Source organism: Neorhizobium sp. PAMB6630, from assembly GCF_058242775.1.
The window spans coordinates 1,851,703-1,875,711 of the sequence record NZ_CM177836.1 but is presented as its reverse complement, the minus strand read 5'-3'; the positions used below and the strand labels follow the sequence as shown (position 1 = coordinate 1,875,711).

At 59.9% G+C, this 24,009-nt stretch carries 23 protein-coding genes; 11 read left to right on the top strand and 12 right to left on the bottom strand.

What is annotated here, in order from left to right:
• Positions 1-37 precede the first annotated feature (37 nt).
• Positions 38-682 (bottom strand): uracil-DNA glycosylase family protein, encoded by a 645-nt coding sequence (locus AC4CWF_RS08835; RefSeq protein ID WP_491285007.1) that lies wholly within the window; start codon positions 680-682, stop codon positions 38-40.
• Positions 679-1,335, bottom strand: coding sequence for a thermonuclease family protein (locus AC4CWF_RS08830; RefSeq protein ID WP_491285005.1), 657 nt, complete (start codon positions 1,333-1,335; stop codon positions 679-681). The genes AC4CWF_RS08835 and AC4CWF_RS08830 overlap by 4 nt, the downstream gene beginning before the upstream one ends.
• A gap of 260 nt (positions 1,336-1,595) precedes the next feature.
• Between AC4CWF_RS08830 and AC4CWF_RS08825 the strand changes: the two genes are divergently transcribed.
• The 4 genes from AC4CWF_RS08825 to AC4CWF_RS08810 all read left to right on the top strand — a co-directional run bounded on the left by AC4CWF_RS08825 (position 1,596) and on the right by AC4CWF_RS08810 (position 4,557).
• Positions 1,596-3,131, top strand: a complete 1,536-nt coding sequence (locus tag AC4CWF_RS08825; RefSeq protein WP_491285310.1) for a sensor histidine kinase — start codon at positions 1,596-1,598, stop codon at positions 3,129-3,131.
• Between the two features lie 261 nt (positions 3,132-3,392).
• On the top strand, positions 3,393-3,659 hold the full coding sequence (locus AC4CWF_RS08820; RefSeq protein WP_491285003.1) for a DUF1488 family protein: 267 nt from the start codon (positions 3,393-3,395) through the stop codon (positions 3,657-3,659).
• A gap of 45 nt (positions 3,660-3,704) precedes the next feature.
• The gene (locus tag AC4CWF_RS08815) at positions 3,705-3,905 is read left to right on the top strand and encodes a hypothetical protein (RefSeq protein ID WP_491285001.1); all 201 of its coding nucleotides are present in this window, start codon (positions 3,705-3,707) and stop codon (positions 3,903-3,905) included.
• 85 nt (positions 3,906-3,990) lie between these two features.
• Complete coding sequence (locus AC4CWF_RS08810) at positions 3,991-4,557, top strand: hypothetical protein (protein ID WP_491284999.1); 567 nt, start codon at positions 3,991-3,993, stop codon at positions 4,555-4,557.
• A 104-nt stretch (positions 4,558-4,661) separates the two neighbouring features.
• Here AC4CWF_RS08810 and AC4CWF_RS08805 read toward each other — a convergent pair whose 3' ends face one another.
• The gene (locus tag AC4CWF_RS08805) at positions 4,662-5,648 is read right to left on the bottom strand and encodes an aldo/keto reductase (protein WP_491284997.1); all 987 of its coding nucleotides are present in this window, start codon (positions 5,646-5,648) and stop codon (positions 4,662-4,664) included.
• 14 nt (positions 5,649-5,662) lie between these two features.
• Positions 5,663-6,439, bottom strand: coding sequence for an SDR family NAD(P)-dependent oxidoreductase (locus tag AC4CWF_RS08800; protein WP_491284995.1), 777 nt, complete (start codon positions 6,437-6,439; stop codon positions 5,663-5,665).
• A gap of 108 nt (positions 6,440-6,547) precedes the next feature.
• Here AC4CWF_RS08800 and AC4CWF_RS08795 point away from each other — a divergent pair, with 108 nt between their 5' ends.
• A complete protein-coding gene (locus AC4CWF_RS08795) occupies positions 6,548-7,465 on the top strand; it encodes a LysR family transcriptional regulator (RefSeq protein ID WP_491284993.1) in 918 nt (305 codons plus the stop codon).
• A 14-nt stretch (positions 7,466-7,479) separates the two neighbouring features.
• On the opposite strand, the gene AC4CWF_RS08790 is transcribed toward AC4CWF_RS08795, so the two are convergent.
• Positions 7,480-8,160, bottom strand: coding sequence for an HAD-IA family hydrolase (locus AC4CWF_RS08790; RefSeq protein WP_491284991.1), 681 nt, complete (start codon positions 8,158-8,160; stop codon positions 7,480-7,482).
• Positions 8,161-8,475: 315 nt separating this feature from the next.
• Here AC4CWF_RS08790 and AC4CWF_RS08785 point away from each other — a divergent pair, with 315 nt between their 5' ends.
• Positions 8,476-8,862: an acyl-CoA thioesterase gene (locus tag AC4CWF_RS08785; RefSeq protein WP_491284989.1), complete on the top strand. Its 387-nt coding sequence runs from the start codon at positions 8,476-8,478 to the stop codon at positions 8,860-8,862.
• Between the two features lie 272 nt (positions 8,863-9,134).
• On the opposite strand, the gene AC4CWF_RS08780 is transcribed toward AC4CWF_RS08785, so the two are convergent.
• From AC4CWF_RS08780 to AC4CWF_RS08770, 3 genes are all read right to left on the bottom strand, one after another.
• Complete coding sequence (locus AC4CWF_RS08780) at positions 9,135-10,352, bottom strand: DUF1501 domain-containing protein (RefSeq protein ID WP_491284987.1); 1,218 nt, start codon at positions 10,350-10,352, stop codon at positions 9,135-9,137.
• Positions 10,349-11,821: a DUF1800 domain-containing protein gene (locus AC4CWF_RS08775; protein ID WP_491284985.1), complete on the bottom strand. Its 1,473-nt coding sequence runs from the start codon at positions 11,819-11,821 to the stop codon at positions 10,349-10,351. The genes AC4CWF_RS08780 and AC4CWF_RS08775 overlap by 4 nt, the downstream gene beginning before the upstream one ends.
• 128 nt (positions 11,822-11,949) lie before the next feature.
• A complete protein-coding gene (locus AC4CWF_RS08770; RefSeq protein WP_491284984.1) occupies positions 11,950-12,555 on the bottom strand; it encodes a class I SAM-dependent methyltransferase in 606 nt (201 codons plus the stop codon).
• 177 nt (positions 12,556-12,732) lie between these two features.
• On the opposite strand from AC4CWF_RS08770, the gene uvrB reads away from it, so the two are divergent.
• On the top strand, positions 12,733-15,792 hold the full coding sequence (gene uvrB / locus AC4CWF_RS08765) for an excinuclease ABC subunit UvrB (protein ID WP_491284982.1): 3,060 nt from the start codon (positions 12,733-12,735) through the stop codon (positions 15,790-15,792).
• A 65-nt stretch (positions 15,793-15,857) separates the two neighbouring features.
• Here the strand turns inward: uvrB and AC4CWF_RS08760 are convergent, their stop codons facing one another.
• Positions 15,858-17,810 (bottom strand): ATP-binding protein, encoded by a 1,953-nt coding sequence (locus tag AC4CWF_RS08760; RefSeq protein WP_491284980.1) that lies wholly within the window; start codon positions 17,808-17,810, stop codon positions 15,858-15,860.
• Between the two features lie 880 nt (positions 17,811-18,690).
• On the opposite strand from AC4CWF_RS08760, the gene AC4CWF_RS08755 reads away from it, so the two are divergent.
• On the top strand, positions 18,691-19,098 hold the full coding sequence (locus tag AC4CWF_RS08755; protein ID WP_491284978.1) for a hypothetical protein: 408 nt from the start codon (positions 18,691-18,693) through the stop codon (positions 19,096-19,098).
• On the opposite strand, the gene dusA is transcribed toward AC4CWF_RS08755, so the two are convergent.
• The 3 genes from dusA to AC4CWF_RS08740 form a co-directional block, all read right to left on the bottom strand.
• A complete protein-coding gene (gene dusA, locus AC4CWF_RS08750) occupies positions 19,099-20,148 on the bottom strand; it encodes a tRNA dihydrouridine(20/20a) synthase DusA (protein WP_491284976.1) in 1,050 nt (349 codons plus the stop codon).
• Positions 20,149-20,766: 618 nt separating this feature from the next.
• Positions 20,767-20,913, bottom strand: a complete 147-nt coding sequence (locus AC4CWF_RS08745) for a hypothetical protein (protein ID WP_491284974.1) — start codon at positions 20,911-20,913, stop codon at positions 20,767-20,769.
• A 194-nt stretch (positions 20,914-21,107) separates the two neighbouring features.
• Positions 21,108-21,485: a response regulator transcription factor gene (locus AC4CWF_RS08740; RefSeq protein ID WP_491284972.1), complete on the bottom strand. Its 378-nt coding sequence runs from the start codon at positions 21,483-21,485 to the stop codon at positions 21,108-21,110.
• Positions 21,486-21,560: 75 nt separating this feature from the next.
• Between AC4CWF_RS08740 and AC4CWF_RS08735 the strand changes: the two genes are divergently transcribed.
• The 3 genes from AC4CWF_RS08735 to AC4CWF_RS08725 all read left to right on the top strand — a co-directional run bounded on the left by AC4CWF_RS08735 (position 21,561) and on the right by AC4CWF_RS08725 (position 23,910).
• A protein-coding gene (locus tag AC4CWF_RS08735) for an IS3 family transposase (RefSeq protein ID WP_491282487.1) occupies positions 21,561-22,711 on the top strand; the annotation gives its coding sequence in 2 pieces (ribosomal slippage) (positions 21,561-21,828 and positions 21,828-22,711; 1,152 coding nt in all).
• A 322-nt stretch (positions 22,712-23,033) separates the two neighbouring features.
• Positions 23,034-23,546, top strand: a complete 513-nt coding sequence (locus AC4CWF_RS08730) for a hypothetical protein (protein ID WP_491284970.1) — start codon at positions 23,034-23,036, stop codon at positions 23,544-23,546.
• 142 nt (positions 23,547-23,688) lie between these two features.
• Complete coding sequence (locus tag AC4CWF_RS08725; protein ID WP_491284968.1) at positions 23,689-23,910, top strand: transposase; 222 nt, start codon at positions 23,689-23,691, stop codon at positions 23,908-23,910.
• Positions 23,911-24,009: the final 99 nt, after the last annotated feature.

Sequence of the window (24,009 nt, the reverse complement as noted above, 5' to 3'; positions counted from 1 at the left end):
TTAGCGCGAAATTTTACGCCTGTAACCGAAATTCCTTTCAGCGTACCAGACTGTCCACATCCTGTCGAAGCACCGGTAGAACCTCCGCCTCAAACCAGGGATTCTTCTTCAGCCAGCCGCTGTTTCGCCAGCTCGGATGTGGCAGTGCCAGCACTTTCGGCCCGTCGTTGACAAAAAAGCCGGCCCGCCAATTGGCAACCGTCGCCGTCATCGTCTTCTGTGTGCGACCCGCCATATGCCAGCCTTGCGCATGGGCACCGATCGCCAGCACCAGCTCGATCTGCGGCATGGCATCGATCACTGCCCGCCGCCACATCGGCGCGCACTCGATGCGCGGCGGAAGGTCGCTGCCGCGCGCATCATATCCGGGAAAACAGAAACCCATGGGCACGATGGCAAAACGGTCGGCGTCGTAAAATTCTTCGCGCGTCACGGAAAGCCATTGCCGCAACCGGTCGCCGGAGGCATCGTTGAACGGCAATCCGCTTTCATGCACACGAAGCCCCGGCGCTTGGCCCGCGATCAACACTTTTGCACGGGCAGACATCACCACGACCGGCCGCGGTTCATGCGCCAGGCGCTCTTCAATACCGCGCGCCGGCACGTCACGGCAGATGCGGCAGCCGGCAATCGCATTTCGCAGCAGGTCTATCCGCCCTTCCTGCGCGTTGTCCCTGTTCACAAAGCCTGAAGAAATGACGTTACCCTCTGCCAAATGTGCCCTGCATCTTCCTCATCCTGTTGAAGCCCCTGGTTTTGTCGCCAAAGGCGCGGCGTCTCGAAGGATCCCCTCCAGAGCCCGGCGCGCTTTTTCTGTGCCAGCACCTGCTCGGCTGCATAATTGCCGCTGCCGGTCGCCACGGCCATGCCGGCGCGGACCATGGCGGCATTGATGCTGCGGTCTGCGCGCTCACAGAGTACGAGAAAGCGGCCATAACGATCAACCGATGTGCCGCGGCATTCCAGCGCACCTGCGGCCAATGCATTGTTGTCAGTCGCACTTTTGTCCCGCACCCTCTCGGCAAACGGCCCCTCCGTTATCAGCTGGAAAAGCACTTGGCGCGCACGCCGCCCACATGGCCAGTCTGAAACCCCTGTCTCCTCCCCGCCGCAAGTCTGCGCCAGTTCCGGCGCGTCGATGCCGAGAAGCCGCAGCCGGTGGTTTCCCGAGGCCAGCGTATCGCCATCCACCACCCGAAACGGCCCTGCAAAGACCTGTTCTTCGCGAAGGGCTGCCATCGTCATGGCAAACATGGCGAAACCCACGGCGATGAGGGCGCCCAGCACCCTGCCTTTACGCAGAACGGCGCGGCTGTTGCGGCGGGCTTTCGTCACGGTTCGGTCCCAATTGCAAACGCAACCTTGGCAAGCATGGACAACAGATCGTTTCTGGCAGGAACTTCTTGCAGTCTGTTCAAGAATTCCCTGTGGCGTGGCGAAAATGGCGATTTCGAGAACCGGAGCGGAGCGTACTGAACGTACGTGAGCACCGGAAGCGCAGAAATTGCCATTTGCAGACCGCCAAAGGGAATTATGGGACAGACTGTTAAGAATTAGGCCCTAGATTGGCTTCATCCGGAAGAGTACCCATGGCCATGAGTAGCGGCGTCAGCACATCCACAGACAAGATCATCGTGGACCGTTCCCGCGCACACCGCAACAAGGCGGTGTCTAAAGCCGTGCGCGCCATGCGCGAACGCCTGCAATCAAGCGGCAAGGGGCCGCTGGTTTTCGACCGGGAAACGCTTGTCCTGCATATCAGCACCATGTTGCAGGGTGCCATGATCATGCCGGTGTTCATCGTCGTGGTGGCCGCCATCGGCATCTATATCAGCGGCGATGCACGCCTGTTTCCCTGGGCCATCCTCACCCTTGCCACGCATTCTATCAATCTTCTGCTCGCCAAGCGCGCTGCGCGCCTCGACTGGACGGTGGAAAGAACGGAAAAATGGCGTGTCCGGCTGCTGGCCGCCCAGGTTCTGTTCGGCTGCTGCTGGGCGGTCTTCACGCTGTCCGATTGCACGGCCTGCGGCGGCCAAGGCTTTTATTTCTACAAGGGCGCCGTGCTTCTGGTGGCGATCTCGATCACCGCCATGGCCAATATCATGCTGCGCCAGGCGCTTCTTTTTGCCTTCCTGCCGGCCATTGCAGCCCTTGCGGCGGGCGCTGCCATTTCCGGCAATGCGCTCGATGTGGGCCTTACCGGTCTTTGCGCCACCGCCCTTGCGCTGTTTTATTATATTTCAGACCGGCTGCACCGCTCCAACCTGACGCTCATGTCCTACCAGTCGGAAAAGGACGATCTGATTGCCGAGCTGGAAGTGGCAAAATCCATGTCGGACGAGGCGCGCCGACGCGCCGAAGAGGCAAATCTTGCGAAATCCCGCTTCCTCGCCTCCATGTCGCATGAGCTACGCACGCCGCTCAATGCCATTCTCGGTTTTTCCGAGGTGATGAGCGGCGAAGTGCTTGGCCCCCTGCAGAACCCGACCTACCGGGAATATGCCGGTGATATCCACCGCTCCGGCCAGCACCTGCTCAACCTCATCAACGAGATCCTCGATCTGTCGCGCATCGAGGCCGGCCGTTATGAACTGAGCGAGGAAGCGCTGTCGCTTCTGGATATTGCCGAGGATTGCATCGGCATGGTGCAGCTTCGCGCGCGCGCCAAGAATATCAGCATCCAGCAGCAGTTCGAACCCAACCTGCCGCAGGTCTGGGCGGATGAAAAATCCATGCGCCAGGTGCTGCTCAATCTCCTCTCCAATGCGGTCAAATTCACCAGCCAGGGCGGCACTGTCACGGTCAAGGTCGGCTGGACGGCGGGCGGCGGTCAGTATGTGGCGATCAAGGACAATGGTCCGGGCATCGCGGAAGAGGAAATCCCGGTCGTGCTCTCCGCTTTCGGCCAGGGCTCCATTGCCATCAAGAGCGCCGAGCAGGGCACCGGCCTTGGCCTTCCCATCGTGCAGGCCATCCTTGCCAAACATGATGGCCAGTTCATCCTGAAATCAAAGCTGCGCGAAGGCACCGAAGTCATCGCCATCCTGCCCGCAACCCGTGTGCTGCAATCGCTGGCCCCGGTTGCCGGCACGCCCGCCGTGGAACCCCGCCGCAAAAGCTTCGGCTGATCACGACAGGTTGCAACGTCTGATGGGCGCATTCGGCCCCTCAATTCCATTTGGCGTTGGACTTGCCGGCCCATCTGTGCGCTAGTTGCGATGAAAGGCTTCTTGCCTTTGCCGCCCGGCCGGATCGCCGCTGCCCTGCCAGCACAATCCCGAATTCGCCTGACCGTGCAAACTTTGCGGTGCAGGCCAAATAAGCGATTGCGCTTTGCAAAAGGCGGTGTGCGGATTGTTCGTCCGGCGCCCTCCCCGAAAGAATTTTCGATGACCCTCCAGTTTCCAAACCGTAGCCGCAGTTTTGACGAAACCAAGCAGACCGTCCGCTTTCAAGGTTATGACGGCATGTTTGAGGTGCGTTTTCTGGTCGAAGCTGCCGCCCTCATGAAAAGCGCTGGCGGACGCGACGTCCTGGAAGCGGACTGCCTCCATGCCTTCGATACGGCACGCACCAGCATCCAGGATGCCGCGCTCAAGGTCTACACGCGCAACCGGCGCTCGATGTACACGCTGACGGCCGATGACCTGAAGTGACGCCGCCCTTGAGCCCCATCGTCTTACTGCCTGTCGGAGAACACCATGATCAAGTTTGAAAACGCACAGCCGGGCGCCCCGGCAACAGCCGCGGAGAAGGCGGCACAGGTCAAGAAGCTCGCTGCCGAAACCGGCGTGAACGAAACCGGCGATGCCGGGGCCTCGAGCCCGAAAAAGCGCACCCCGCCAGCGGCAAAGCCGGCTAAGGACGCAAAAACACCGCAGTCGGATCTGCTCGATCTCTGAGCCGCGCTCCCTGCAGACGGCTGAATGGCTGCCGATCGATGCGAACCCGATATCGGGCAAAGCTTGCAAATACAGGAATACGCCCATGAACCCGCCCCGCCCGGATAGCCAGGTCCTCAATCTGTCCGATACCCCGCACGCTTCCGAACAAACCGGCAAACCGCGGCTGATCGAGACCGCGCCTGCCCCCGCCTCCAATCTTCGCGAACGGATCACGGCCACGGTTGCCGCCGCGCAGGCCGAGCGGGAACTCGAACGGCAACGCGCCGCCGATCGCGTCAGCGCCGAACTGCGAAAGGCGCAGGACAAGGCAAAGGCCGCTCTTCTGCTGCTCCTCAGCGACGATGTCCTCACCATGGTCGTCGGCAAACATGCAAGCCTTGGTGAGCTTTACGTCGGCACCATCAAGGTCACCAAACACGGTATCGAACTGTTTCGCAGCGGCGGTGTGGGTGCAGCCCATACGGTGGGCGAACGGCTGGATATCCGCTTTGACGGTGGCATTCTCCAGGCAAGCCAGCAGCTGAAATCAAACGAATTCCGCAGCCGCGTCGCCGATCTCCTGACGCAGGGGATCAAGATCGAAGGCGCCTATGATGCCTCGGCGCAAGGGCTGTTCATCACCTTCGACTATGAAAAGGCGCTCGGCTGACGCCCGAAAAGCGTCCTGCCACGCGCGGGGTAGCAGCGCCGCCAAAGCATTCAAAGAACAATCCGCCGCGCCCGAAATGAGCCCGGCGGATCGGATGTCATCGCCTACCAGGCGTGGTGGACGTGGGGCGCGATGCGGGCCTCATAAACCGCGCGAAGCGCCGCCATCGTCTCCGGCGAGAGGGCCGCGATGTCGCTTGCATCGGCATTGCCCTTAGCCTGCGCGGCATTTTTCGCACCCGGAATGACCGTGGAGACGGCATCGCTCATCAGGATGTAACGCAGCGCAAACTGCGCCATCGTCTCGTTGCCGCGCACCAGAGGACGGATTTCCTCAACGGCCGAGAGCGCCACGTCATAAGGCACGCCGGCAAAGGTTTCGCCCTTGTCAAAGGCCTCGCCATGGCGGTTGAAGGCGCGGTGATCGTCCTTGGCAAAGGCGGTGTCGGCGCTCATCTTGCCGGTCAGCAGGCCAGACGCCAGCGGCACGCGCACGATCACCGCCACATCCTTGCGCTTGGCTTCGGCAAAGAATAGGTCAGCCGGACGCTGGCGAAAGATGTTGTAGATGATCTGCACGGAGGCAACGCCGGGATACTCGATCGCCTTCAGCCCCTCCTCGACCTTTTCGACCGAGACGCCGTAGTGGCGGATCTTGCCGGCCTTGATCAGCCCTTCCATCGCCTCGAACACGTCCTGACGGTAATAAACCTCCGTCGGCGGGCAGTGAAGCTGCACGAGATCGAGGCAATCGGTCTCGAGGTTTTTGAGCGACCGCTCCACAAAACCGGTGAGATTTTCGGCTGTATAGCCCTCCGCCACATGCGGAGACAGCCGGCGTCCGGCCTTGGTCGCAACGTATGGTCGCTCGCCGCCACGCTCCTTCAGCACGCCGGCAATGATCTTTTCCGAGCGTCCGTCGCCATAGACATCAGCCGTATCGATGAACGTCGTGCCGGCGTCGAGGGCAGCGTTCAGCGCCGCGCGCGCATCCGCCTCCGACACGTCGCCCCACGAGCCGCCGATCGCCCAGGCGCCGAAACCGATATCCGACACCGTCCGGCCGGTCTTTCCAAATTGTCTGTACTGCATGTCTGTCATTCTCCTTAAGGCATCAATTGTCCGCCGTTCACCTCGATCACCTGCCCGGTGATGTAACCGGACAGCGTTTGCGAGGCGAGAAACAGGAAGGCGCCGACGCATTCGTCCGGCGTTCCCTCCCGTCCCATCGGAATGGTGCCGCGCTGGGCCGCCATCACGTCCGGCGAGGTGTAACGATCATGGAAGGGTGTCTGGATCAGCCCCGGGGCAACCGCGTTGACGCGGATGCGGTCTTTGACGAATTCCTTGGCCTGACCGCGTGTCAGGCTGCTCACGAACGCTTTGGCGGCCGCATAAATCACCGCACCGCCGCCGCCGCCATTTCGCGCGGCAATCGAGGACGTGTTGATGATGAAGCCGCCACCGGCCTTGACCAGATGCGGATGCGCCGCCACCGTCGCCTCCCAGACCGATTTGGCGTTGAGATCCATCACCCGGTCAAAATGGTCGCCGCTCATCTCGGTCGTCGGGATGCGCCCCAGCATGCCGCCGGCATTGTTGATGAGCCCGTCGAGCCCGCCAAGCGACGCTGCGGCTTCCTTGACCACACGGGCAGCTTCCCCCACGGCGCTCATGTCGCCCTTCACGAGGATGATCTGCTGTGGATAATGTTCCTGAACGGCGGCGGCCGCTGCACCACTTTCATTGTAATGCAGCGCGACCTTGGCCCCTTGCGCGGCAAAAGCCAGCGCAACGGCGGCGCCGATGCCGGTCGAGCCTCCCGTTACCAGCACACGTTTGCCCTGAAGATCGGGCAGACTGATCTGATCGAATGTGGACATGGTTCCTCCTCCTGCGGTCCGGTTCGTTGAATGCATCATAACGGTTGCGGCACAGGGCGCCGCATGGTTTAACTTGCCGTCTATTCATTCAAACGATGAACATCGTTCATGTATTCGCTCGACCGCATCGATTTTGCCGATCTTCGCCTTTTCCTCACCATCGTCCGCCGCCGCAGTTTCAAGATGGCCGCAATCGAACTGGGGTTGACGGCGTCAGCCGCCAGCCATGCCATGCGCCGGCTGGAAGCGCGGCTGGATGCAAAACTGCTCAACCGCACCAGCCGGGCGGTCTCTCCCACCGATCTCGGCCTCGATCTTGCCCGCAAGATCGGTGACGGATTTGATGCCATCGGCTCGGCGCTGGAAGCCTTGGAAGCGCCGGGAGCCGGACGTTTTGGCGAGTTGCGCATCAATGTCTTTGCCGATGCCGCGCATCTCCTCATCGCGCCTGCTTTGCCGGAATTTGCCCGGCAATGCCCCGATGTGCGCCTCACGGTGGTCGTCGATGATCGCCCCATCGAGATTGCCGCCGAAGGGTATGATGCCGGGATCCGTTATGGCCATCACGTGCCCGAAGACATGGTGGCGGTGGCGCTGACCGGGCCGCAACGCTGGGTCATCGCCGCCGCTCCCGCCTATCTCGATGCCCGAGGGCGGCCGGCCTCACCCGCCGATCTCGCAGACCATACCGGCCTGCAACTGCTGCTCGGCGACAATTCCTGGTATCGCTGGGAACTGGGACAGGATGAAAGTGCGGCGCGTGTGCGGGTGCCCGGCCTCATCACGATCAACGACACCGCGACCACGATTTCGGCGGCCAAGGCCGGCATGGGCCTTGCCTACCTGCTGGAGGCGCGTATTGCAGACGAGCTTGCCGAAGGCAGCCTGGAGATCGTCCTTCCCGGCCATGCCTCCCCCGGAGATCCGCTGCATATCTATTACGACAGCCGGCGCCACGGCCATCCGGCACTGCGCACGCTCGTCAACATCATCCGCAGCGAAAACGGCCTGACGCGCATCGGATGATCCGGACCAGACGGTCAGCGGTGGCGGAGCTGGAGATCGCCGGCCGGCGTCACAGCGACGGTAAGAGCGCGATAATCAGGTGTCGAGAATTCATCGATGGCCAGAGGCGTTTCATGCGTCTCCGTGATCACCACGACGCCAGCCCGCAGCGTCCGTGCCGCCTCTACACCGGCCGGCGCATCTTCAAACACCACGCAGTTTTCCGGGTCAAACCCGAGAAGACGCGCGGCCTTGTCATAACCTTCCGGGTCCGGCTTGCCGTTTGCCACGTCTTCGCCGCAGATCAGCACATCCGGTGTCGGAATTCCCGCCGCGGCCATGCGCTTGACGGCAAGGGCCCGCGGCGCGGATGTCACAATGGCCCAGCGGTCATCCGGCAGCTGGCGCAGGAAATCCACGGCACCACCGATTTCCACGATGCCATCGACGTCATCAAGCTCCTGTTGAAGGATGATGGCCGCCTGCTCCTCGGCATCGACACCGGGCAGATTTTCGCGGCGGATAACATCGATGGCGCGCACGCCATGCAGCCGGCGCATGAAATCCTCGACGTCAAGACGATGGGCCACGGCCCAGTCGCGCCAGACACGCTCCACCACCGCGATGGAGTTGACCAGAGTGCCATCCATGTCGAACAGGAAGGCATCATAGGCGCGTGTTAGAACGGCATGCCGGGCGGCGGTAAGATCGGTCATCGGCAAATCCTGAAAATTCATCGTGCCCCTTCATCGACGTTTCGATGCCGCGCGGCAAGTGCAATTCCGCCGCCGGCCGTCGCCTCCTCATGCGCGCACCGGCAGAGCCTCGCATGATCAGGCCAGCATGCACAAAGCGCTCTCTGTCATCATGACCGCCCCACAACAACGGCCGTTTGCGCAAGGCTGACCTCTCGGCAACTTCCATTGCCAGCCGCCCGGACCCCTCCTAAAGTCGCGGTCTATGCCTGTGCAACACCGTGTTCCATGCGGTAGTTGTCAGGCCCAACCGATCGAGCGAAAAAAGGAGCCCGCATGACTGACCAAGCCGCCCCCGAAGGAGAACTGACGCTCCGGACCCTTGCCATGCCCGGAGATGCCAATCCGGCCGGCGATATCTTTGGCGGCTGGGTCATGGCCCAGATGGACCTGGCCGCCGGCATCCGCGCCGGCGAACGGTCGCGCTGTCGCGTGGTGACCGCTGCAGTCAAGGAAATGGCCTTCCGCCACCCGGTCAAGATCGGCGACACACTCTCCATCCATACCGATATAACCCGCATCGGGCGCACCTCGATCACGCTGCAAGTGGAAGCCTGGGTCAACCGCGCCCGCATCGGCAGCCCGGAAAAGGTCACCGAAGGCACCTTCATCATGGTCGCCCTCGACGCCGCCGGCCAACCAACGGCCATTCCGGCGGGGTGATGGCGGCGGGTCCCTTTTGACAAAGCAGAAAGTCCCCCTCTGCCCTGCCGGGCATCTCCCCCACAGGTGGGGAGAACAGCCTGGAAATAAGGCCCCAGCTTTACGCTAGCCTTGGAAATTTCGACCGTCAGTTTTTGTAGGTGGATGCGTTCACCACACGATCATCTCCCCACCTGTGGGGGAGATGCCCGGCAGGGCAGAGGGGGTAAAGCCCAACCGCCTTGGGCTCGGCAAAGCGAATAGCTCGGACACCGCAGCATCTCCCAAACCCCTCACAAATACGCCTTGGCCCCCTCGAACGACAATCCGGGAAACACTTTGCTCGTCAAATTGCCCGGCGTGATGTCGAACTGGCGGTGCAGCATGGCGGCGGCGATGTCGCGCAGGTCGGCTGTCGGGGCAAGGTCGCGGCCGTCGAGAAGCGCATCGTCCGAGAGGCCGGGCCAGCGGCCGGCGACGCGCCCGCCAAGTCCGGGGGCCGTTGCCTCGGCCGTAGCCGCGCCTGAGAGTGCGCCGCCAGCAAGGATCGCAACACTTGCCGTGCCGTGGTCCGTCCCGAGGTTTTCGTTCTGGCGCACGCTGCGGCCAAATTCGGTGGCGGCCAGCACCACAGTGCTCTGCCAGGCCGCCTCCCCCATGCTCTCCTTTAAGGACAGGATGGCTGCTGCAAGATCACCGGCGACCTTGGGAAACTGCGTTGCCTGATCAACATGCGTATCCCAGCCGTTGATCGAGAAACTGGCGACACGATAATCGGCCTTCAGCATGCTGCCGGCCAGCCGCGCCGTCTCCACCATGCCGCTGCGCCTCTGTGCATCGTCATAAAGATGGCCCGATGCGGCCCCCGCCGTCACCGCCCCCGAGAGCGCCGTCTCAAATCCCGCATCCTCGTCGTAAAGACGCTCAAGAAACTGCAACTCGTCCGGTGCCAGCGCAAAATCAGCGGCTGGTGCAAACACATCCGCATCGCTCGGCCCGCTCAGAACCAGTTCCATGGCGGCGGTGATATCCATCGCCTTGCGCGATGCCGAGCGCGGCACCAGGGACAGCGCACGGTTGAGCCAGCCGGTGCGCAGTGCCTTACCCTCCACGCTGCCGGTTTCCAGCACGTCCTGCCCTTCGAAATGGTTGCGCCCGCCGCGATAGGGTGTGGCCACCCCATGCACGAACGAAAGCTCCCGCGCCTGCCAGAGCGGCATCAGGGCCGCTGCCCCCGGATGCAGGCCAAAGAAGCCGTCGAGATCGACAAGACCGTCATCGCCCGTCAGCGCAAGGTTCGGCCGAAGCGTTTTCAGCAGCGGATCGTTCTGCGGCTGCACCAGCGAAAGCCCGTCCATCGCGCCGCGCAGGATGATCGTCACGAAGCGGTTGTCGCCGGGGGTGGCGGCCAGCGACAGGTTTGGCATCAGCGGCAGCGCGGCAACACTGCCGGCAGATAGAAGAAAGCCGCGGCGTGACAGCTGGGAAAAAGCCGATAGGGCCATGCTCATCTCCTGTTGAATTCCGGCGAGGCCAGCACCATCGCCACACCATGCACCTTGGTCGGCGCCTCCGCCACCACCTGGCGCGTCCTGTCGCGCGCGGAATCGGCAAGCGTTGCGGAAAGAAACGTCGGCGGGTCGAGATCGCGGCCGAGCGTTCGCGCGGCAAGCCGTGCCCAGGCCAGCCGTTCGGACAACTGGCGGGCGGAAAGCCAGGCCTCCACGTCGTCGGGAAAGCCGGCGGGACTTGGCGGCTGCCACACCGGCTGGCCCAACCGCGAAAGCGCCTGGAATGTCAGCGCGCGCGCCACCGCCGGCTGCTGCACTGCAGGCCCCTTGGCTGGCGTCCCGCTTGCGTCAGCCGTATCGTCAAGCTCGGCAGCCTTGGCCAGTGCCGAGAATTCATCGCCCTTCTGTTCGAAGGCGCGCAGGCCCGACACCACGAAATCAAACGGCGGAATGACCTTGCCGGTCTCTCCCGACCAGGCGCGCGGATGCTCCAGCATGGCGCGGTAGACGGCCGTAAGGTTGCCGCCGCTTTCACTCCACGCCGCCACCATCTGGTCGACGATTTCCTGCGGCGGCTGGTCGGCAATAAAATGGCGCACCAGCTTGGCGCAGATGTTGCGTGCAGTCTCAGGCCGGGCCGCCAGATCCTCCAGCATCGTCAGGTGGTCGCTGCCGCTGCGGCCTTCCGCGCCGTAGGTCTTGCCGAGCAGCGCCAGCGTGCCCGGTTCGGCGGGCGGCGGCTGATAGGCCACTTCCAGCGAGCGGCTGTCCAGCGAAAGACCGGCGAGAATGAGGGATGCGCCCCGCACGTCGTCGGGCGTATAGCCGGTGCCCAGCGTGTGCAGTTCCAGGAGTTCGCGGGCGAGCGCCTCGTTCAGCCCCTTGCCGCTGCGCAAAAGTGCTGTCGGCATCGGCCCGCCCGGCTGCTCGGGATCGAGATAGATCAGCATGGCCGGATGTAGCATGGCGGCGCGCAAGAGGTCGGTAAACGAACCGGCAAGGTTCGGCCGGATGGCTTCGGCCTCGAACAGCGGCACGATCATGCGCATCTCGTAGGCCTTGCGGGCGCTCACCGAGAAATGGTCGATCCAGAAACTGGCCAGCCGTTCGAAAAAGCCGTTTTCGGACGCCACGGCCTGGCCGATGCGCGCCAGCACGTCGCGCACGAAGAACCGTTCCGCCTCGCGCTGCGTCTCGCGGCGAAGGCCGGGGTTGGGGCGTCCCTCGAGCGCTGCCTTCGCTTCCACGGCGCGCACCGTCAAGAGCCGGCCGATCGTCTCGCGCCGGCCGGTTAGGCCATCGCGGGGGAACCGTGGCTTTGCCGCACTGCCGCGCTTCAGCTGCAGCATCAGCGCCTCCACATCGGCGGCCGGCGCCTCGCCGGGTTTCAACCCGTAGCCATAACGGCGCGCCGCCAGCGTGGCAGCGGAAAGGCCGGTCGTTTCGAGGCTGGATGGAGGAGGAGCCATGAGATCACCCTTTGCAACCCACGGACCATGACGCAGGATTGTGACGGAAGCGGTCTGAGATTGCGGTCTTTTTCGGGACGGGAACGCAACCGTGTGGTTGCGGTTCCACGCCCGGCCCGCGATCTTTTCTAGAGCCGTTTCAGGCAGTAGGAAAAATGCGCATCCGGCTCCACGGTCATGAATTCGAACTGCCAGTCATACTCGACGCAAAACCGGTTGACCGCCTGCACAACCCCATAAACCACCGGCTTGATGACATTGCCGGTGCAGAAATCATGGCCGCAGATGCGCCCGTCGGCCTTGACCTTGGCATGGCACAGAACCAGCTCGTTCCAGGTATTTTCATAGGAATGGTCGGTATCGACATACACCCAGTCGAAACTTGCATCGGCAAATGTCGGCAGCATGTCCGTGGAGCCGCCGACATGCAGTTGCACACGTTCCGCCGCGATCTCCTCGGCAAAGGCCGAGCGCACGGTCTCATAGCCTTCGTTATACCGGCTGAGATCCCAGGCATCGATGAGATGCAGCTGGCGCGGCTTGTTATACGCCATGATCTCACGCGTATAATCCCCGAAGGCAACGCCGATCTCGGCGGCCACGCCGCCATGCGGCAGGCGGTGCAAAAGCTCGGTGCGGTTGGGCAGCAGCCGGCAGTTTTCCGTGTGGTGCAGCGACAGCATGGTGCGCGGCATGCTCTTTTTCAGCGCCTGCCGCTTTTCGAGAGACAACATGGGCAACTTCTTTCTTCATGGCAGGTCAGCGGCGGGAAGCCGCAGGCGAGTCTTGCAGTCGAGGTTCTTATAAACACGGAACGTCGTTCAGCGTAACCTCACCTTTTCGTCAAATCCGTTCCCAATTTGTTTCGCTGCACCCTTCCATTTCCAGAGGACTCCCTCCATATTCCGGGCATGTCGAAAGCTCCGAAAAAATCCGCATCCCAGACCTCCCGTCCGGCCAAAACCTCCGGTTTCGAGGAGGCGCCTCAGGCAGGCTTCGAAGGCGCGCCGCTCGAAGGCTCGGTCAGCGACTGGGTGAAGCAGCTGGAAGCCGAAGCCGAAATCTCCGGCATCGAGACGCAGCGCGAGATCGCCTCCAAGGCCGGCAAACACCGCAAGAAGATCGAGATCGCCGCCCGCGAGGAAGCGATCCGCCAAGCGGCAAAACCGACCACCGCGAAAAATACCACTTCGCAAAAAACCTCGCGCGGCGTCTCCATCGGCGCCTCCTCCGATCCGAAAACGCGGGCTGCCGCCGGCCTCAATCCGGTCGCCGGCATGGATATTTCGCTCGAAGACGCTCAGTCGCTTGCCCCCGGCGCGGTGACTGCCACCGTCGATGCCTTGTCAAAACTGATCGAAAGCGGCAATCCGCTGTTCAAGGACGGCAAGATGTGGACGCCGCACCGTCCCTCGCGCCCACAAAAATCCGAGGGCGGCATTCCCATCCGCATGGCCTCCGATTACGAGCCCGCCGGCGACCAGCCGACGGCGATCCGCGATCTCGTCGAAGGCATCAATTCCGGCGAACGCTCCCAGGTCCTGCTCGGTGTCACCGGCTCCGGCAAGACGTTTACGATGGCAAAGGTCATCGAGGCCACGCAGCGCCCGGCCGTCATCCTTGCGCCGAACAAGACGCTGGCTGCCCAGCTCTATTCGGAGTTCAAGAACTTTTTCCCCGACAATGCGGTGGAATATTTCGTCTCCTACTACGACTATTACCAGCCGGAAGCCTATGTGCCGCGCTCCGATACGTTCATCGAGAAGGAATCCTCGATCAACGAACAGATCGACCGCATGCGCCACGCCGCCACCCGCGCCATCCTGGAGCGTGACGACTGCATCATCATCGCCTCCGTCTCCTGCATCTACGGTATCGGGTCGGTGGAAACCTACACCGCCATGACCTTCCAGATGGAGCTGGGAGACCGCATCGACCAGCGCCAGCTGCTCGCCGATCTCGTCGCCCAGCAATACAAGCGCCAGGACATCAATTTCGTCCGCGGCTCTTTTCGCGTCCGTGGCGATACGATCGAAATCTTTCCCGCCCACCTGGAAGATGCCGCCTGGCGCATCTCGCTGTTCGGTGATGAGATCGACAGCATCACCGAGTTCGATCCGCTGACCGGCCACAAGACCGGCGATCTGAAATCGGTGAAAATCTACGCCAATTCGCACTATGTCACCCCCCGCCCCACCCTCAACGGCGCGATCAAATCCATCAAGGAAGAGCTGAAGCTGCGCCTCGCCGAGCTTGAAAAAGGCGGCCGCCTGCTGGAAGCACAGCGTCTGGAACAGCGCACCCGCTACGATATCGAGATGATGGAGGCCACCGGCTCCTGCGCCGGCATCGAGAACTATTCGCGGTATCTCACCGGCCGTCGCCCCGGCGAGCCGCCGCCGACGCTGTTTGAATATATCCCCGACAACGCCCTCCTCTTCATCGATGAGAGCCACGTCTCCGTCTCCCAGATCGGCGGCATGTATCGCGGCGACTTTCGCCGCAAGGCAACGCTCGCCGAATACGGCTTTCGCCTGCCGTCCTGTATGGACAACCGTCCCCTGCGCTTCGAGGAATGGGATGCCATGCGGCCGCCGACGGTCGCCGTCTCCGCCACCCCCGGCAACTGGGAGATGGAACAGTCCGGCGGCGTCTTTGCCGAACAGGTCATCCGGCCCACGGGCCTTATCGATCCCCCGGTGGAAGTGCGCTCCGCCCGCTCCCAGGTGGACGACGTCTTGGGCGAAATCCGCGAAACCGCGCTCAAAGGCTATCGCACGCTCTGCACTGTGCTCACCAAGCGCATGGCCGAGGATCTCACCGAATATCTCCACGAACAGGGCGTTCGCGTGCGCTACATGCACTCGGATATCGACACGCTGGAGCGCATCGAGATCATCCGCGATCTCCGCCTCGGCGCCTTTGACGTGCTCGTCGGCATCAACCTATTGCGCGAGGGCCTCGACATTCCCGAATGCGGTTTCGTCGCCATTCTCGATGCCGACAAGGAAGGTTTTTTGCGCTCGGAAACCTCGCTCGTCCAGACCATTGGCCGCGCGGCGCGAAACGTCGATGGCAAGGTCATCCTTTACGCCGACAAGATCACCGGCTCCATGCAGCGCGCCATGGATGAAACCGCGCGCCGCCGCGAAAAGCAGGTGGCCTATAACACCGAACACGGCATCACCCCTGAATCGGTGAAAGCCCGCATTTCCGACATTTTGGACAGCGTCTACGAGCGCGACCACGTGCGCGCTGATATCTCAGGCGCCAATGTCCAGGGCGGCGGCAAGGGTTTTGCCGATGGCGGCCACCTCGTCGGCAACAACCTGCAGAGCCACCTCAACGCGCTCGAAAAAAGCATGCGCGATGCCGCAGCCGACCTCGATTTCGAAAAAGCCGCCCGCCTGCGCGACGAAATCAAGCGCCTCAAAGCCGTCGAACTCGCCTCCATGGATGACCCGATGGCAAGGCAGGAGGCAACCCGCGCCGAAGGACCGCGGTCAAGCGGAAAACCGGAGGGGAAAAGCAGGCACAGCGCCTCCGAAGGCGACAAAAAGAACAAGGGTGCGGCGGATGCGACCGGCTCCCTCCCCCCTGTGGGGAGGGTTGGGGAGGGGAATTCCGCCCCGGCGGAGGAAGGCAATGGCACCTCCTACTTCGCCAAACCCAGCCTCGACGACATGGGCCCCGGCACCGACGCCACCAAACCCCTGTTCCGCAAGAACACGCTGGATGAAATGACCGTCGGCCGCACCGAAAAACCCGTAATCGGCAAACTCCCGGAAAAACCGTCCGACGCGTCTGCCAAACGCGTTTCACCCCTCCTCGAAGGCCAGCCCGACCGCGCCCCCAAGGACGACCCCCGCCCCATCGTCCGCGGCAAGGTCGGCGCCGGCAGTTACGAGGATCCGGGCGATCAGAAACGCAAGTCACGGACCAAGGGCAAAACGGGGCGGCCGGGACGCTAACCCCATCGCCCTTCTCCCCGTCCCGACGGGGAGAAGGTGGCGGCAGCCGGATTAGGCGGCTGGGGTCAGGGCGGAGAAAATTCACCTTCTAAATAATCAAATGCTTCCCGTACCGCAATAAGTTCACCATCTGACACAGAGTTTGCATGCGCATCTTTGCGCAACTTATTTACAACATCCAAATATCGAGAGATTCGGGAGCGATTTTCATTAACGTACGGAAGAACGGTTTCATCACGCAAAAAACCCATTAAATCTGTGAGATAAAGGGGGCTATCCTTACTGGAGAACAGAAAACTCGGTTCAAAATTGATTAAATTTTGAACACGTGCTTTCGTCAAAGAACGCTGAACCAGTTCATTCCAATCTGGACCTTTCACAGAACGACTCCAGTGGAAAAGAGCAGTCCGTATATTTGTTTCCAAAACATTGCGCCTTCGCGAAATTTCAGCCCATCGAGTTTCGAAATCGGAGAAAATTAGGCGAGCCAGAATCTTCTTAACAGCCTGAAATCTAATGTCAAAATCCTGACCGGATCTTTCAATGATGCCATACCCTATTAAATGATCAATGAGGTCGGGTGCTTCGTTGCCGTATTCATTCAGCTCCTTGTAATTTCCTTCAACAACTGACTGTAGAACGCAATATTCACTGTTATAGTTCTCCTTAAGATGCTCAATTGTATCCCGAAGATATCTCTCAAGTTCTCCCTCGAAGTCAGATTTTGCTTCTTCGAGTAATTTTTGTGACACCTTCACGGGGCGGTCATTGGACGCTAAATTATGTATTTTACTACAAACTTGTCTTGTGAAGAAGGGATGCCCACCAAACTCCTGCTGCAGATCCGCTACCACTTCTGGGGGGAATTCCAGCCCCATGAAGTAGCCGAGGCGCGCCATCATATCTCGCGTTTCATCAAAGCTTAAATTCGGAATAAATCTTTTTTGCGCATACAAGTAAATTGGATTTGCTACATCAAATATCTTCGCAGTCTCAATTATATATGGATTTGTTCCAAAAATACTTATAGATATCCTGCCATTGGCCTTTGACTGGATATATGATCGTATAATCTGCCAAAAATAAAGCGTATCCGAGTCCGATCTCCAGTGAGAAGACGCAGATGTATTGGGAGATATGTTTTCAATTTCATCAAATATTACTAGTATATTATTCTTGGATGAAGAAAGAATATTGCTCATTTGCTCAAAGAATTTCTCTGAAACAGTTACAGGATCATCCCCAAGCTCAACTGTGATTTTTTTCATGCCAACGGTTCTACGGATCTCATTTATTATATGAGCAAGTAAAGAACCATATCTCCTGGCGTGAACGGCCGGGTTCTGGCAATCCACTAGAACAACATTCAATGAAAAACCGCGAGCCTTACGCTGTACTGCGTAAATCGCGGAAGTTTTACCGCTCTTTCGGAGTCCAAACAATCCTGAATTTTGACCAGATTTTGCCATATCCAGCACAGAGTTCACTATTTCTTGCCTGCCAAAGAAAAATGTTTCTTCACGCAGAGGATTTTGGTAGGCAAAAAGATCTCTAAGAAGATAATTTCTTCTTATTGCCTTCAAGAAAGGATCACTCTTATCCTCAAATATATTTGCAAAAGTTGCGGGTATTATTATAGGATATTCGGGATTTTGATTTAAATAATGCCGAATGGACTGCTCTATCCTATCGTCGGCGCTAATTAAAAACCGCAAACTTTTGTCAATTCTTTTTGACTCCAACAGAGAATAAAACTCTTCAAACGCTTCCAGAGTTCTAATTTCGAATGTCCGATAATCCGAAAACAAAACAAGAACTTCTCGATCTGTATTGATGTAAACGGAAAATTCGTCTGTAGGCCTAATTAGAACCGCCCAGTACTTGCTATTACCGATTTCTATTGGGCTGAACGATTTCGTGACATAAAATTTCTCCCCAATCTTCCATATCGCAGCTTGAATATTTGATGGATATGATTCCAACTTCAGATCTGGATGAAATCCGGGGTATGTGGGCATGTAATATCTCTTTCATTGGGCCAAGTTCACCGGTAGGTGTTTGCAACCAAAATCACTTTATATTCTCCGCATAGGTTGTCTAGGCAGGGGGGGGGGGGTGATTGAAGTAAATTGGATAGAGCGGAAATATCCGCGCTCAGCCCTGCCGAGCCCCCTCCGCAGAAACCTCATCACCTGCGTCGATGATCACAAGCGACGAACACGTCATCCCCCGACAATCCACCACCTGTGGCAGGGTCTGCAGGACGGGTAGATACCGGTGGCTCTGCCCCGCAGACCGGCCGACCAGAGGGGTGAACCTCGGCCGCAACGCCCGACAACTGGCGCCCCCCCCCCCAAAAAAAATCTCCCCCCGCATTTTCCCCACCCCCTCCCCGTGCCCCTATAATCCTCTCGTCCCGCAGCGGATACACCGGCAGGCGTGCCGGCGATGCGGGGCCGGCGCTTGGCGGGAAGAGACGACGCAGGTCTTTCCGACAAGGGTTCGCGGAAATTGGTCTCCCTCCGGCGACACGGGGAAATGGCGGAGCATCGGATGTCTTTGGCCGTTTCCATTCCAGCAAGCGCGCCGGGCGTGTCTGTGCGGCACACAGGGGAACCGCAGGCGGGCATCGGCCGCCCGTGATCCGTCCGGATCTTTTCCCGCAAGGGATAAGTTTTCGGCGCGGGCGGCGGCAAAGGTGTTGGCCTTCGGTTCAGGCAGAGAGGCCCCAATCGCGAGCATAAACCGCCGAACGGGACGCTGAGAGGTGTCATTTATTCCAAACCTTATGCGGCAGCTCTCAGCGGCCCGACCGGTTTGATGATTTCGTAAAAATTTCACCACGGGCCGATGCGGCCGCGCGGGTCTTTGGGCTGCGCGAAAAACAGGGGAAGAACCATGGCTGAGCAGCTTTTTACCCAGGAGACCTATCTGCGCCGGGTGGCCGAGGGGCTCGGCCACCCGCAGTTCTGTTGCAAGCTGCGGGCCTGCCGCCGTGCGGGCCGCTGCTGCGGCGCCATGATCGATGACGGGCTGCCCGTCTGCGTCGGCAGGAGCGTCACCTGCAACAAAACCTATTCCGATTGCTTCGTCAGGCTGTGCTCAAACATGTTCGCCGGTTTCGCCCAGCCCACGCTGCCCGCCGATTGGGCGAAACACGCCGATCCCGATCAGATGGCGGCGGCCGCCGCCGTGATGCGCTCGCTTCTGCCGAACCGCTTCTGGCGCCGGCTTCACCGCTATCTCACAAAAATCACGACGGAGACCGGCGCGCAAACCGATGCGGAGATCAGCCCCCGGCCCTGATCAGGCACTCTCGGCCATGTCGGCGCGCGCGGCACTGTCCGAAACCCGCGTCGGGCCGCCGGCAATATCCACGGCGGCAAAGGCCCGCGCGATCAGCTCCGGATCGATGCCGGGTTTTGTCGCTTCCGAGGAGAGGATCTGGCGATACCGCCGCGCCCCGGCAAAACCCTGGAACAGGCCCACCATGTGGCGCGTCACATGGTTCAGCCGCCCGCCAGAGGCCATCACGCGCTCGCCATAGGCCATCATCGTTTCGCACAGCGCCTGCCAGTCAAAATCACGGCTCGGCGCGCCATAGATCGCATGGTCCACGCCGGTCAGCAGCCCGGCATTCTGATAGGCCGCCCGCCCCAGCATAACGCCATCGACATGATTCAAATGATGAAGCGCCTGATTCAGATCGGTAATTCCACCGTTTATCCCGATGAAAAGATGAGGAAAATCCCGTTTGACCGCATGCACCAGATCATAATCGAGCGCCGGAATATCGCGGTTCTCCTTCGGCGAAAGCCCCTGCAGCCAGGCTTTTCGCGCATGGATCCACACCGCATCGGCGCCGGCATCGGCCATCTCAGCAACAAAGGCCGGCAACACCTCTTCCGGCTGCTGGTCATCCACGCCAATGCGGCATTTCACCGTCACCGGCACGCTCGAGACGGCCTTCATCGCCGAAACACACTCGGCGACCAGCGCCGGCGTCTTCATCAGGCAGGCCCCAAACGTGCCGCTTTGCACCCGGTCCGAGGGGCAACCGACATTGAGGTTGATCTCATCATAGGCAAAATCCGCCGCAATCTTCACCGCCTCGGAAAGCTTCTGCGGGCTCGATCCCCCAAGCTGCAACACAACAGGATGCTCCACCGCATCATGCCCCAAAAGCCTCTCCCGCGGCCCATGAATGATCGCATCCGCCACCACCATTTCCGTATAAAGCACCGCCCGCGACGACAGCTGCCGGTGAAAGAACCGGCAATGCCGATCTGTCCAGTCGATCATGGGGGCAACGGCGAAAACGGGAGCCTTGGAATGCGGTGATTTTCCTTTTACCATAGGGGCTTAAGCTCTTTCAGATTTGTATCGTTCGCAGCCATTTGCGCCCTTTGACGCCCGTTTTGATCATTCTATTGCTACGGCGTAGCAAACGGCAGAGGCGTTGTAGCAAAACATGGGCACGATCGTCGAGCGACGGCGCAAGGATGGTTCGCGCGCTTATACCGCACAAATTCGGATCATGCGAGATGGCGTGAAGGTGCACACCGAGGCGCAGACATTCGACAGACGTCCTGCAGCCAGCGCCTGGCTGAAGAAGCGCGAGACAGAACTTGTAGCACCAGGCGCGCTTGAGGCGCTGAAAGCGCCGCAGGTCATGCTAGCCGATGCGATCAATAAGTACCTCGATACATCCATCCGCAAGATTGGCCGCACCAAGGCGCAGGTGCTGGAGACCATATTACGACATCCACTGGCGACCAAGTCGTGCGAAACGATCACCAGCGCGGATGTCTCTTCGTTCGCACGAGAGCTTCAACAGGGCTGGACACCCGAGGGAGAGATTAAGCCTCGCCAACCGCAGACGGTTGGCAACTACATGTCTCACCTCGACGCCGTCTTCGCCGTTGCGCGTCCTATGTGGGGCTATCCGCTAGAGCAACAGGCTTTCCGTGATGCTCAGGTGGTGACGGGGCGGATGGGCATCATCTCGAAAAGCGCCAGTCGCAACAGGCGGCCAAACCTCCAGGAGCTGGAAAAGCTGCTGACCTTCTTCGCCGATCGCCGAACGCGAGCGCCCCAGGCAATGCCGATGGACAAGGTCATCTTGTTCGCGCTCTTCTCTACTCGTCGGCAGGAGGAAATCACCCTACTGCGCTTTGAGCCAAAAACTGATCTTGTGAGTGTCGCCATACCTATCTCAAAGAAGACGAGGCTGCCTCGAACACGGGACATGACGATTGCCGGCCACAGCCAGGCAAATCTCTCATGGGAGCACTGGCCGAAAAGGTTCTCTGGACTTAGGAACGACCAACGGCCTGTTCGATCACCCCCATCAGCGAGTCGGCATCAAACGGCTTTTTCAGGAGCGCCAAAGCGCCTGCCTGGAAGGCTGCGTCGATCATGGTCTGGGTGGTAAATGCCGAAATGAGCACGATGGGCGGTATCCTCTCGCCTTCGGCATTAACGGCTAGCCGGGAGACGAGATCGAGACCTGAGAGCCCCGCCATTTTGACGTCTGAAATCAAGCACGCACAAAGGCGCGCATCGTCGGATGCCAAATAGTCCTCTGCGCTGCTAAAGAGGGCAGTTTGAAAATCGAAGCTTCTGAGAAGCGCATCGATCCCCCACCGCATTCCAGGATCGTCATCGATGACGACGATGAGCGGTGGCTTCATGTGATAGTTCTCCTAACGAACATGGACTTGCCTCGGAAAAGTGGAGAGGTTTTCTTGAGTTGAAAGGAAACCGGAATGCCGAAGCAGAAGAATTTTACGAAGGAATTTGAGACCGAAGCGGTGCGGCTGGCGCAGACGAGCGGGCGGACTCAGCGTGAGATCGCACAGGACCTGGGCGTCGGCCTATCGACGCTGGTGCGCTGGATCGGTCGTAGCCGTGATCGGGCGATGGATGCGCCGGCGGTATCCGCTGCCACCGAGGACATGGCGGCCGAGTTGAAACGGTTGCGCAGGGAGAACGAAATCCTTCGGCAGGAACGTGAGATACTGAAGCGTGCCGCGACTTTTTTCGCCAAGGAGGGAAGTCGATGAAGTTCCGTTTCATCGACGAGGCGAAAGATGAATTCCCCGCACACCGCCTCTGCAAAGTTTTGGGCGTCAGCCAGAGTGGCTATTTCGCTTGGAAAGACCGGCCAGCAAGTCGTCGGCAGCGCGAGGACATGGTGATGCTCGCGCATCTGCGCTCGGCCTATGCGCTGTCTCACGAGACCTATGGCAGCCCACGCATGACGCGGGAATTGCAGGACAGTGGCTTTGCCATTGGTCGGAGGCGCACAGCACGGCTGATGCGAGACAATGGCCTGCATGCCCGGCAGAAGCGTCGGTTCAAGCGCACGACCGACAGCCAGCATGCTTTCCCGATTGCACCCAACATCATCGATCAGGACTTCGCCGCAATCGGCCCCAATCAGAAATGGGGTGTTGATATTTCCTACGTATGGACCCGCGAGGGTTGGCTGTATCTTTCCGTCGTCATCGACCTGTTCTCTCGCCGCGTCGTCGGCTGGGCTGTTGGTGACCGGCTGCACCGCGAACTGGCACTCAACGCTCTTCGCAAGGCCATTGTCATGCGGCGTCCAAAGCCTGGCCTGGTCCATCATTCCGATCGTGGCAGTCAATATTGTTCTATCGACTATCAGGCGCTCCTGCGCAGCAAAGGCATTTTGATCTCAATGTCGGGAAAGGGAAATTGCTATGATAATGCCATGGTCGAAACGTTCTTCAAGACGTTGAAATCAGAGCTGATCTGGAGGACGATCTATCAAACCCGAAACCAGGCTGAAAATGCCATTGCCCGCTATATCGATGGCTTCTACAATCCCACCCGTCGGCACTCGGCGCTTAACTACCTAAGCCCCGCACAGTTCGAGAGACTGGCCGCTTGATCTGAAAATGCCTCTCCACTTTTCCGAGGCAAGTCCAATATGTCTTCCATTGATAGCACAGGGCGAGCTTGTCAGTGTTCTATATGTGGAACTACGCTCACCATCTTCCGTCCCAACCCGTGAGGCGCGGGATTTCCTGGTTTCAATCGGAGGCCAAAGCGCAGGATTTCTCGGTGCTCTTCGAACGACTGCGCTTCTGGCCGACCTTGAAACTGCACATGCAAAGCTTCGAAATGCGTTCCAGGTTTCGCTGAAGACAACCGCGCTCCTCGCCCGGTTGGGACGTGGAGGGACATGGAGCTGGGAACCGAAAACGGGGGCGATGGCAATCTCCCGAGAGCTAGGCACCGCGTTGGGTTTCGCCGCTGTTAACATGCAATGCGCCCGGACCATTTGGGATCTGACGGTCGCAGACGAACCGACAATCCCAAGCGATGTCACCTGCGCCGTCAACAAGAGATCGGGGTTCGAGGTCGACTTGCGAATAATGCGGCCCGGTGACGAGGTCATCACCACACTCTTTGTCGTTGGAGAACCGGTGTCGCCGGACGGCGCTCAATATGAGGGAATTGCCCTTGACGTCGGGTCCCTTGTAGAGCAGCGGGATCGATCCACCCTAGAGACCGCGCTGCTTGAGCTTCTACACAACCTGGCTGACCCGATTACTGCAATCATGCTCGATATGGCCGCGGCCACGCGCTGGCTCCACAAACGGGACACGACTGAAGCTCGTTCCGCTATAGACCACGCGGAACATCAGGCGCTTCGCATCCCGGAAATGTTCAAACAGGCCCTATCGAAAACCATGGCCGCCGAGGAAGCACTCGATCCCTGAGAGCTTCACAGGCGACAAACCAAGAGTGAACCTCGGGCTGGTGTCGCCGTATCGGGCGAACCAAAAGTGGCCTGGACTCGAAGTTGCACGCGGCCTGCAATAGCGAAGGGTGCCCGCTCATCCTGCTTCTGAATGGGGTCAGATGAGCGACCACAAGGGCGTTCGGCTCATGATCGACGCCTTGCCAACCGCTTTCAGCCTGCTTGGTGACAAAGGCTATGACAGCAACTGGTTCCGCCAGGCCCTTTTCGACAAGGGCATCGAACCGTACATCCCGCCGACAAAAAGCCGCCAACAATCAATCGATTACAACGAAACTCTCTATCGCCAGCGCCACAAACCCGAAAACATGTTCGCAAACTGAAAGACTGGTGGCGCTTCACTACCCGCTACGACCTCAGTGCTCGCACCTTCTTTTCGGCAATTTGCACCGCCGCTACCGTCATTTTCTGGCTCTGATCAA

What these genes read in the sequence shown, in the direction of transcription:
- AC4CWF_RS08820 (WP_491285003.1), top strand. Translation starts at nt 3,393, where the DNA reads ATGACCCTCCAGTTTCCAAACCGTAGCCGCAGTTTTGACGAAACCAAG.
- AC4CWF_RS08745 (WP_491284974.1), bottom strand. Translation starts at nt 20,913, where the DNA reads ATGACCTTGTCCATCGGCATTGCCTGGGGCGCTCGCGTTCGGCGATCG.
- AC4CWF_RS08800 (WP_491284995.1), bottom strand. Translation starts at nt 6,439, where the DNA reads ATGTCCACATTCGATCAGATCAGTCTGCCCGATCTTCAGGGCAAACGT.
- AC4CWF_RS08740 (WP_491284972.1), bottom strand. Translation starts at nt 21,485, where the DNA reads ATGAAGCCACCGCTCATCGTCGTCATCGATGACGATCCTGGAATGCGG.
- AC4CWF_RS08775 (WP_491284985.1), bottom strand. Translation starts at nt 11,821, where the DNA reads ATGGCTCCTCCTCCATCCAGCCTCGAAACGACCGGCCTTTCCGCTGCC.
- AC4CWF_RS08825 (WP_491285310.1), top strand. Translation starts at nt 1,596, where the DNA reads ATGAGTAGCGGCGTCAGCACATCCACAGACAAGATCATCGTGGACCGT.
- AC4CWF_RS08810 (WP_491284999.1), top strand. Translation starts at nt 3,991, where the DNA reads ATGAACCCGCCCCGCCCGGATAGCCAGGTCCTCAATCTGTCCGATACC.
- AC4CWF_RS08785 (WP_491284989.1), top strand. Translation starts at nt 8,476, where the DNA reads ATGACTGACCAAGCCGCCCCCGAAGGAGAACTGACGCTCCGGACCCTT.
- dusA (WP_491284976.1), bottom strand. Translation starts at nt 20,148, where the DNA reads ATGGTAAAAGGAAAATCACCGCATTCCAAGGCTCCCGTTTTCGCCGTT.
- uvrB (WP_491284982.1), top strand. Translation starts at nt 12,733, where the DNA reads ATGTCGAAAGCTCCGAAAAAATCCGCATCCCAGACCTCCCGTCCGGCC.
- AC4CWF_RS08760 (WP_491284980.1), bottom strand. Translation starts at nt 17,810, where the DNA reads ATGCCCACATACCCCGGATTTCATCCAGATCTGAAGTTGGAATCATAT.
- AC4CWF_RS08770 (WP_491284984.1), bottom strand. Translation starts at nt 12,555, where the DNA reads ATGTTGTCTCTCGAAAAGCGGCAGGCGCTGAAAAAGAGCATGCCGCGC.
- AC4CWF_RS08790 (WP_491284991.1), bottom strand. Translation starts at nt 8,160, where the DNA reads ATGACCGATCTTACCGCCGCCCGGCATGCCGTTCTAACACGCGCCTAT.
- AC4CWF_RS08805 (WP_491284997.1), bottom strand. Translation starts at nt 5,648, where the DNA reads ATGCAGTACAGACAATTTGGAAAGACCGGCCGGACGGTGTCGGATATC.
- AC4CWF_RS08755 (WP_491284978.1), top strand. Translation starts at nt 18,691, where the DNA reads ATGGCTGAGCAGCTTTTTACCCAGGAGACCTATCTGCGCCGGGTGGCC.
- AC4CWF_RS08780 (WP_491284987.1), bottom strand. Translation starts at nt 10,352, where the DNA reads ATGAGCATGGCCCTATCGGCTTTTTCCCAGCTGTCACGCCGCGGCTTT.
- AC4CWF_RS08725 (WP_491284968.1), top strand. Translation starts at nt 23,689, where the DNA reads ATGAGCGACCACAAGGGCGTTCGGCTCATGATCGACGCCTTGCCAACC.
- AC4CWF_RS08815 (WP_491285001.1), top strand. Translation starts at nt 3,705, where the DNA reads ATGATCAAGTTTGAAAACGCACAGCCGGGCGCCCCGGCAACAGCCGCG.
- AC4CWF_RS08795 (WP_491284993.1), top strand. Translation starts at nt 6,548, where the DNA reads ATGTATTCGCTCGACCGCATCGATTTTGCCGATCTTCGCCTTTTCCTC.
- AC4CWF_RS08730 (WP_491284970.1), top strand. Translation starts at nt 23,034, where the DNA reads ATGGCAATCTCCCGAGAGCTAGGCACCGCGTTGGGTTTCGCCGCTGTT.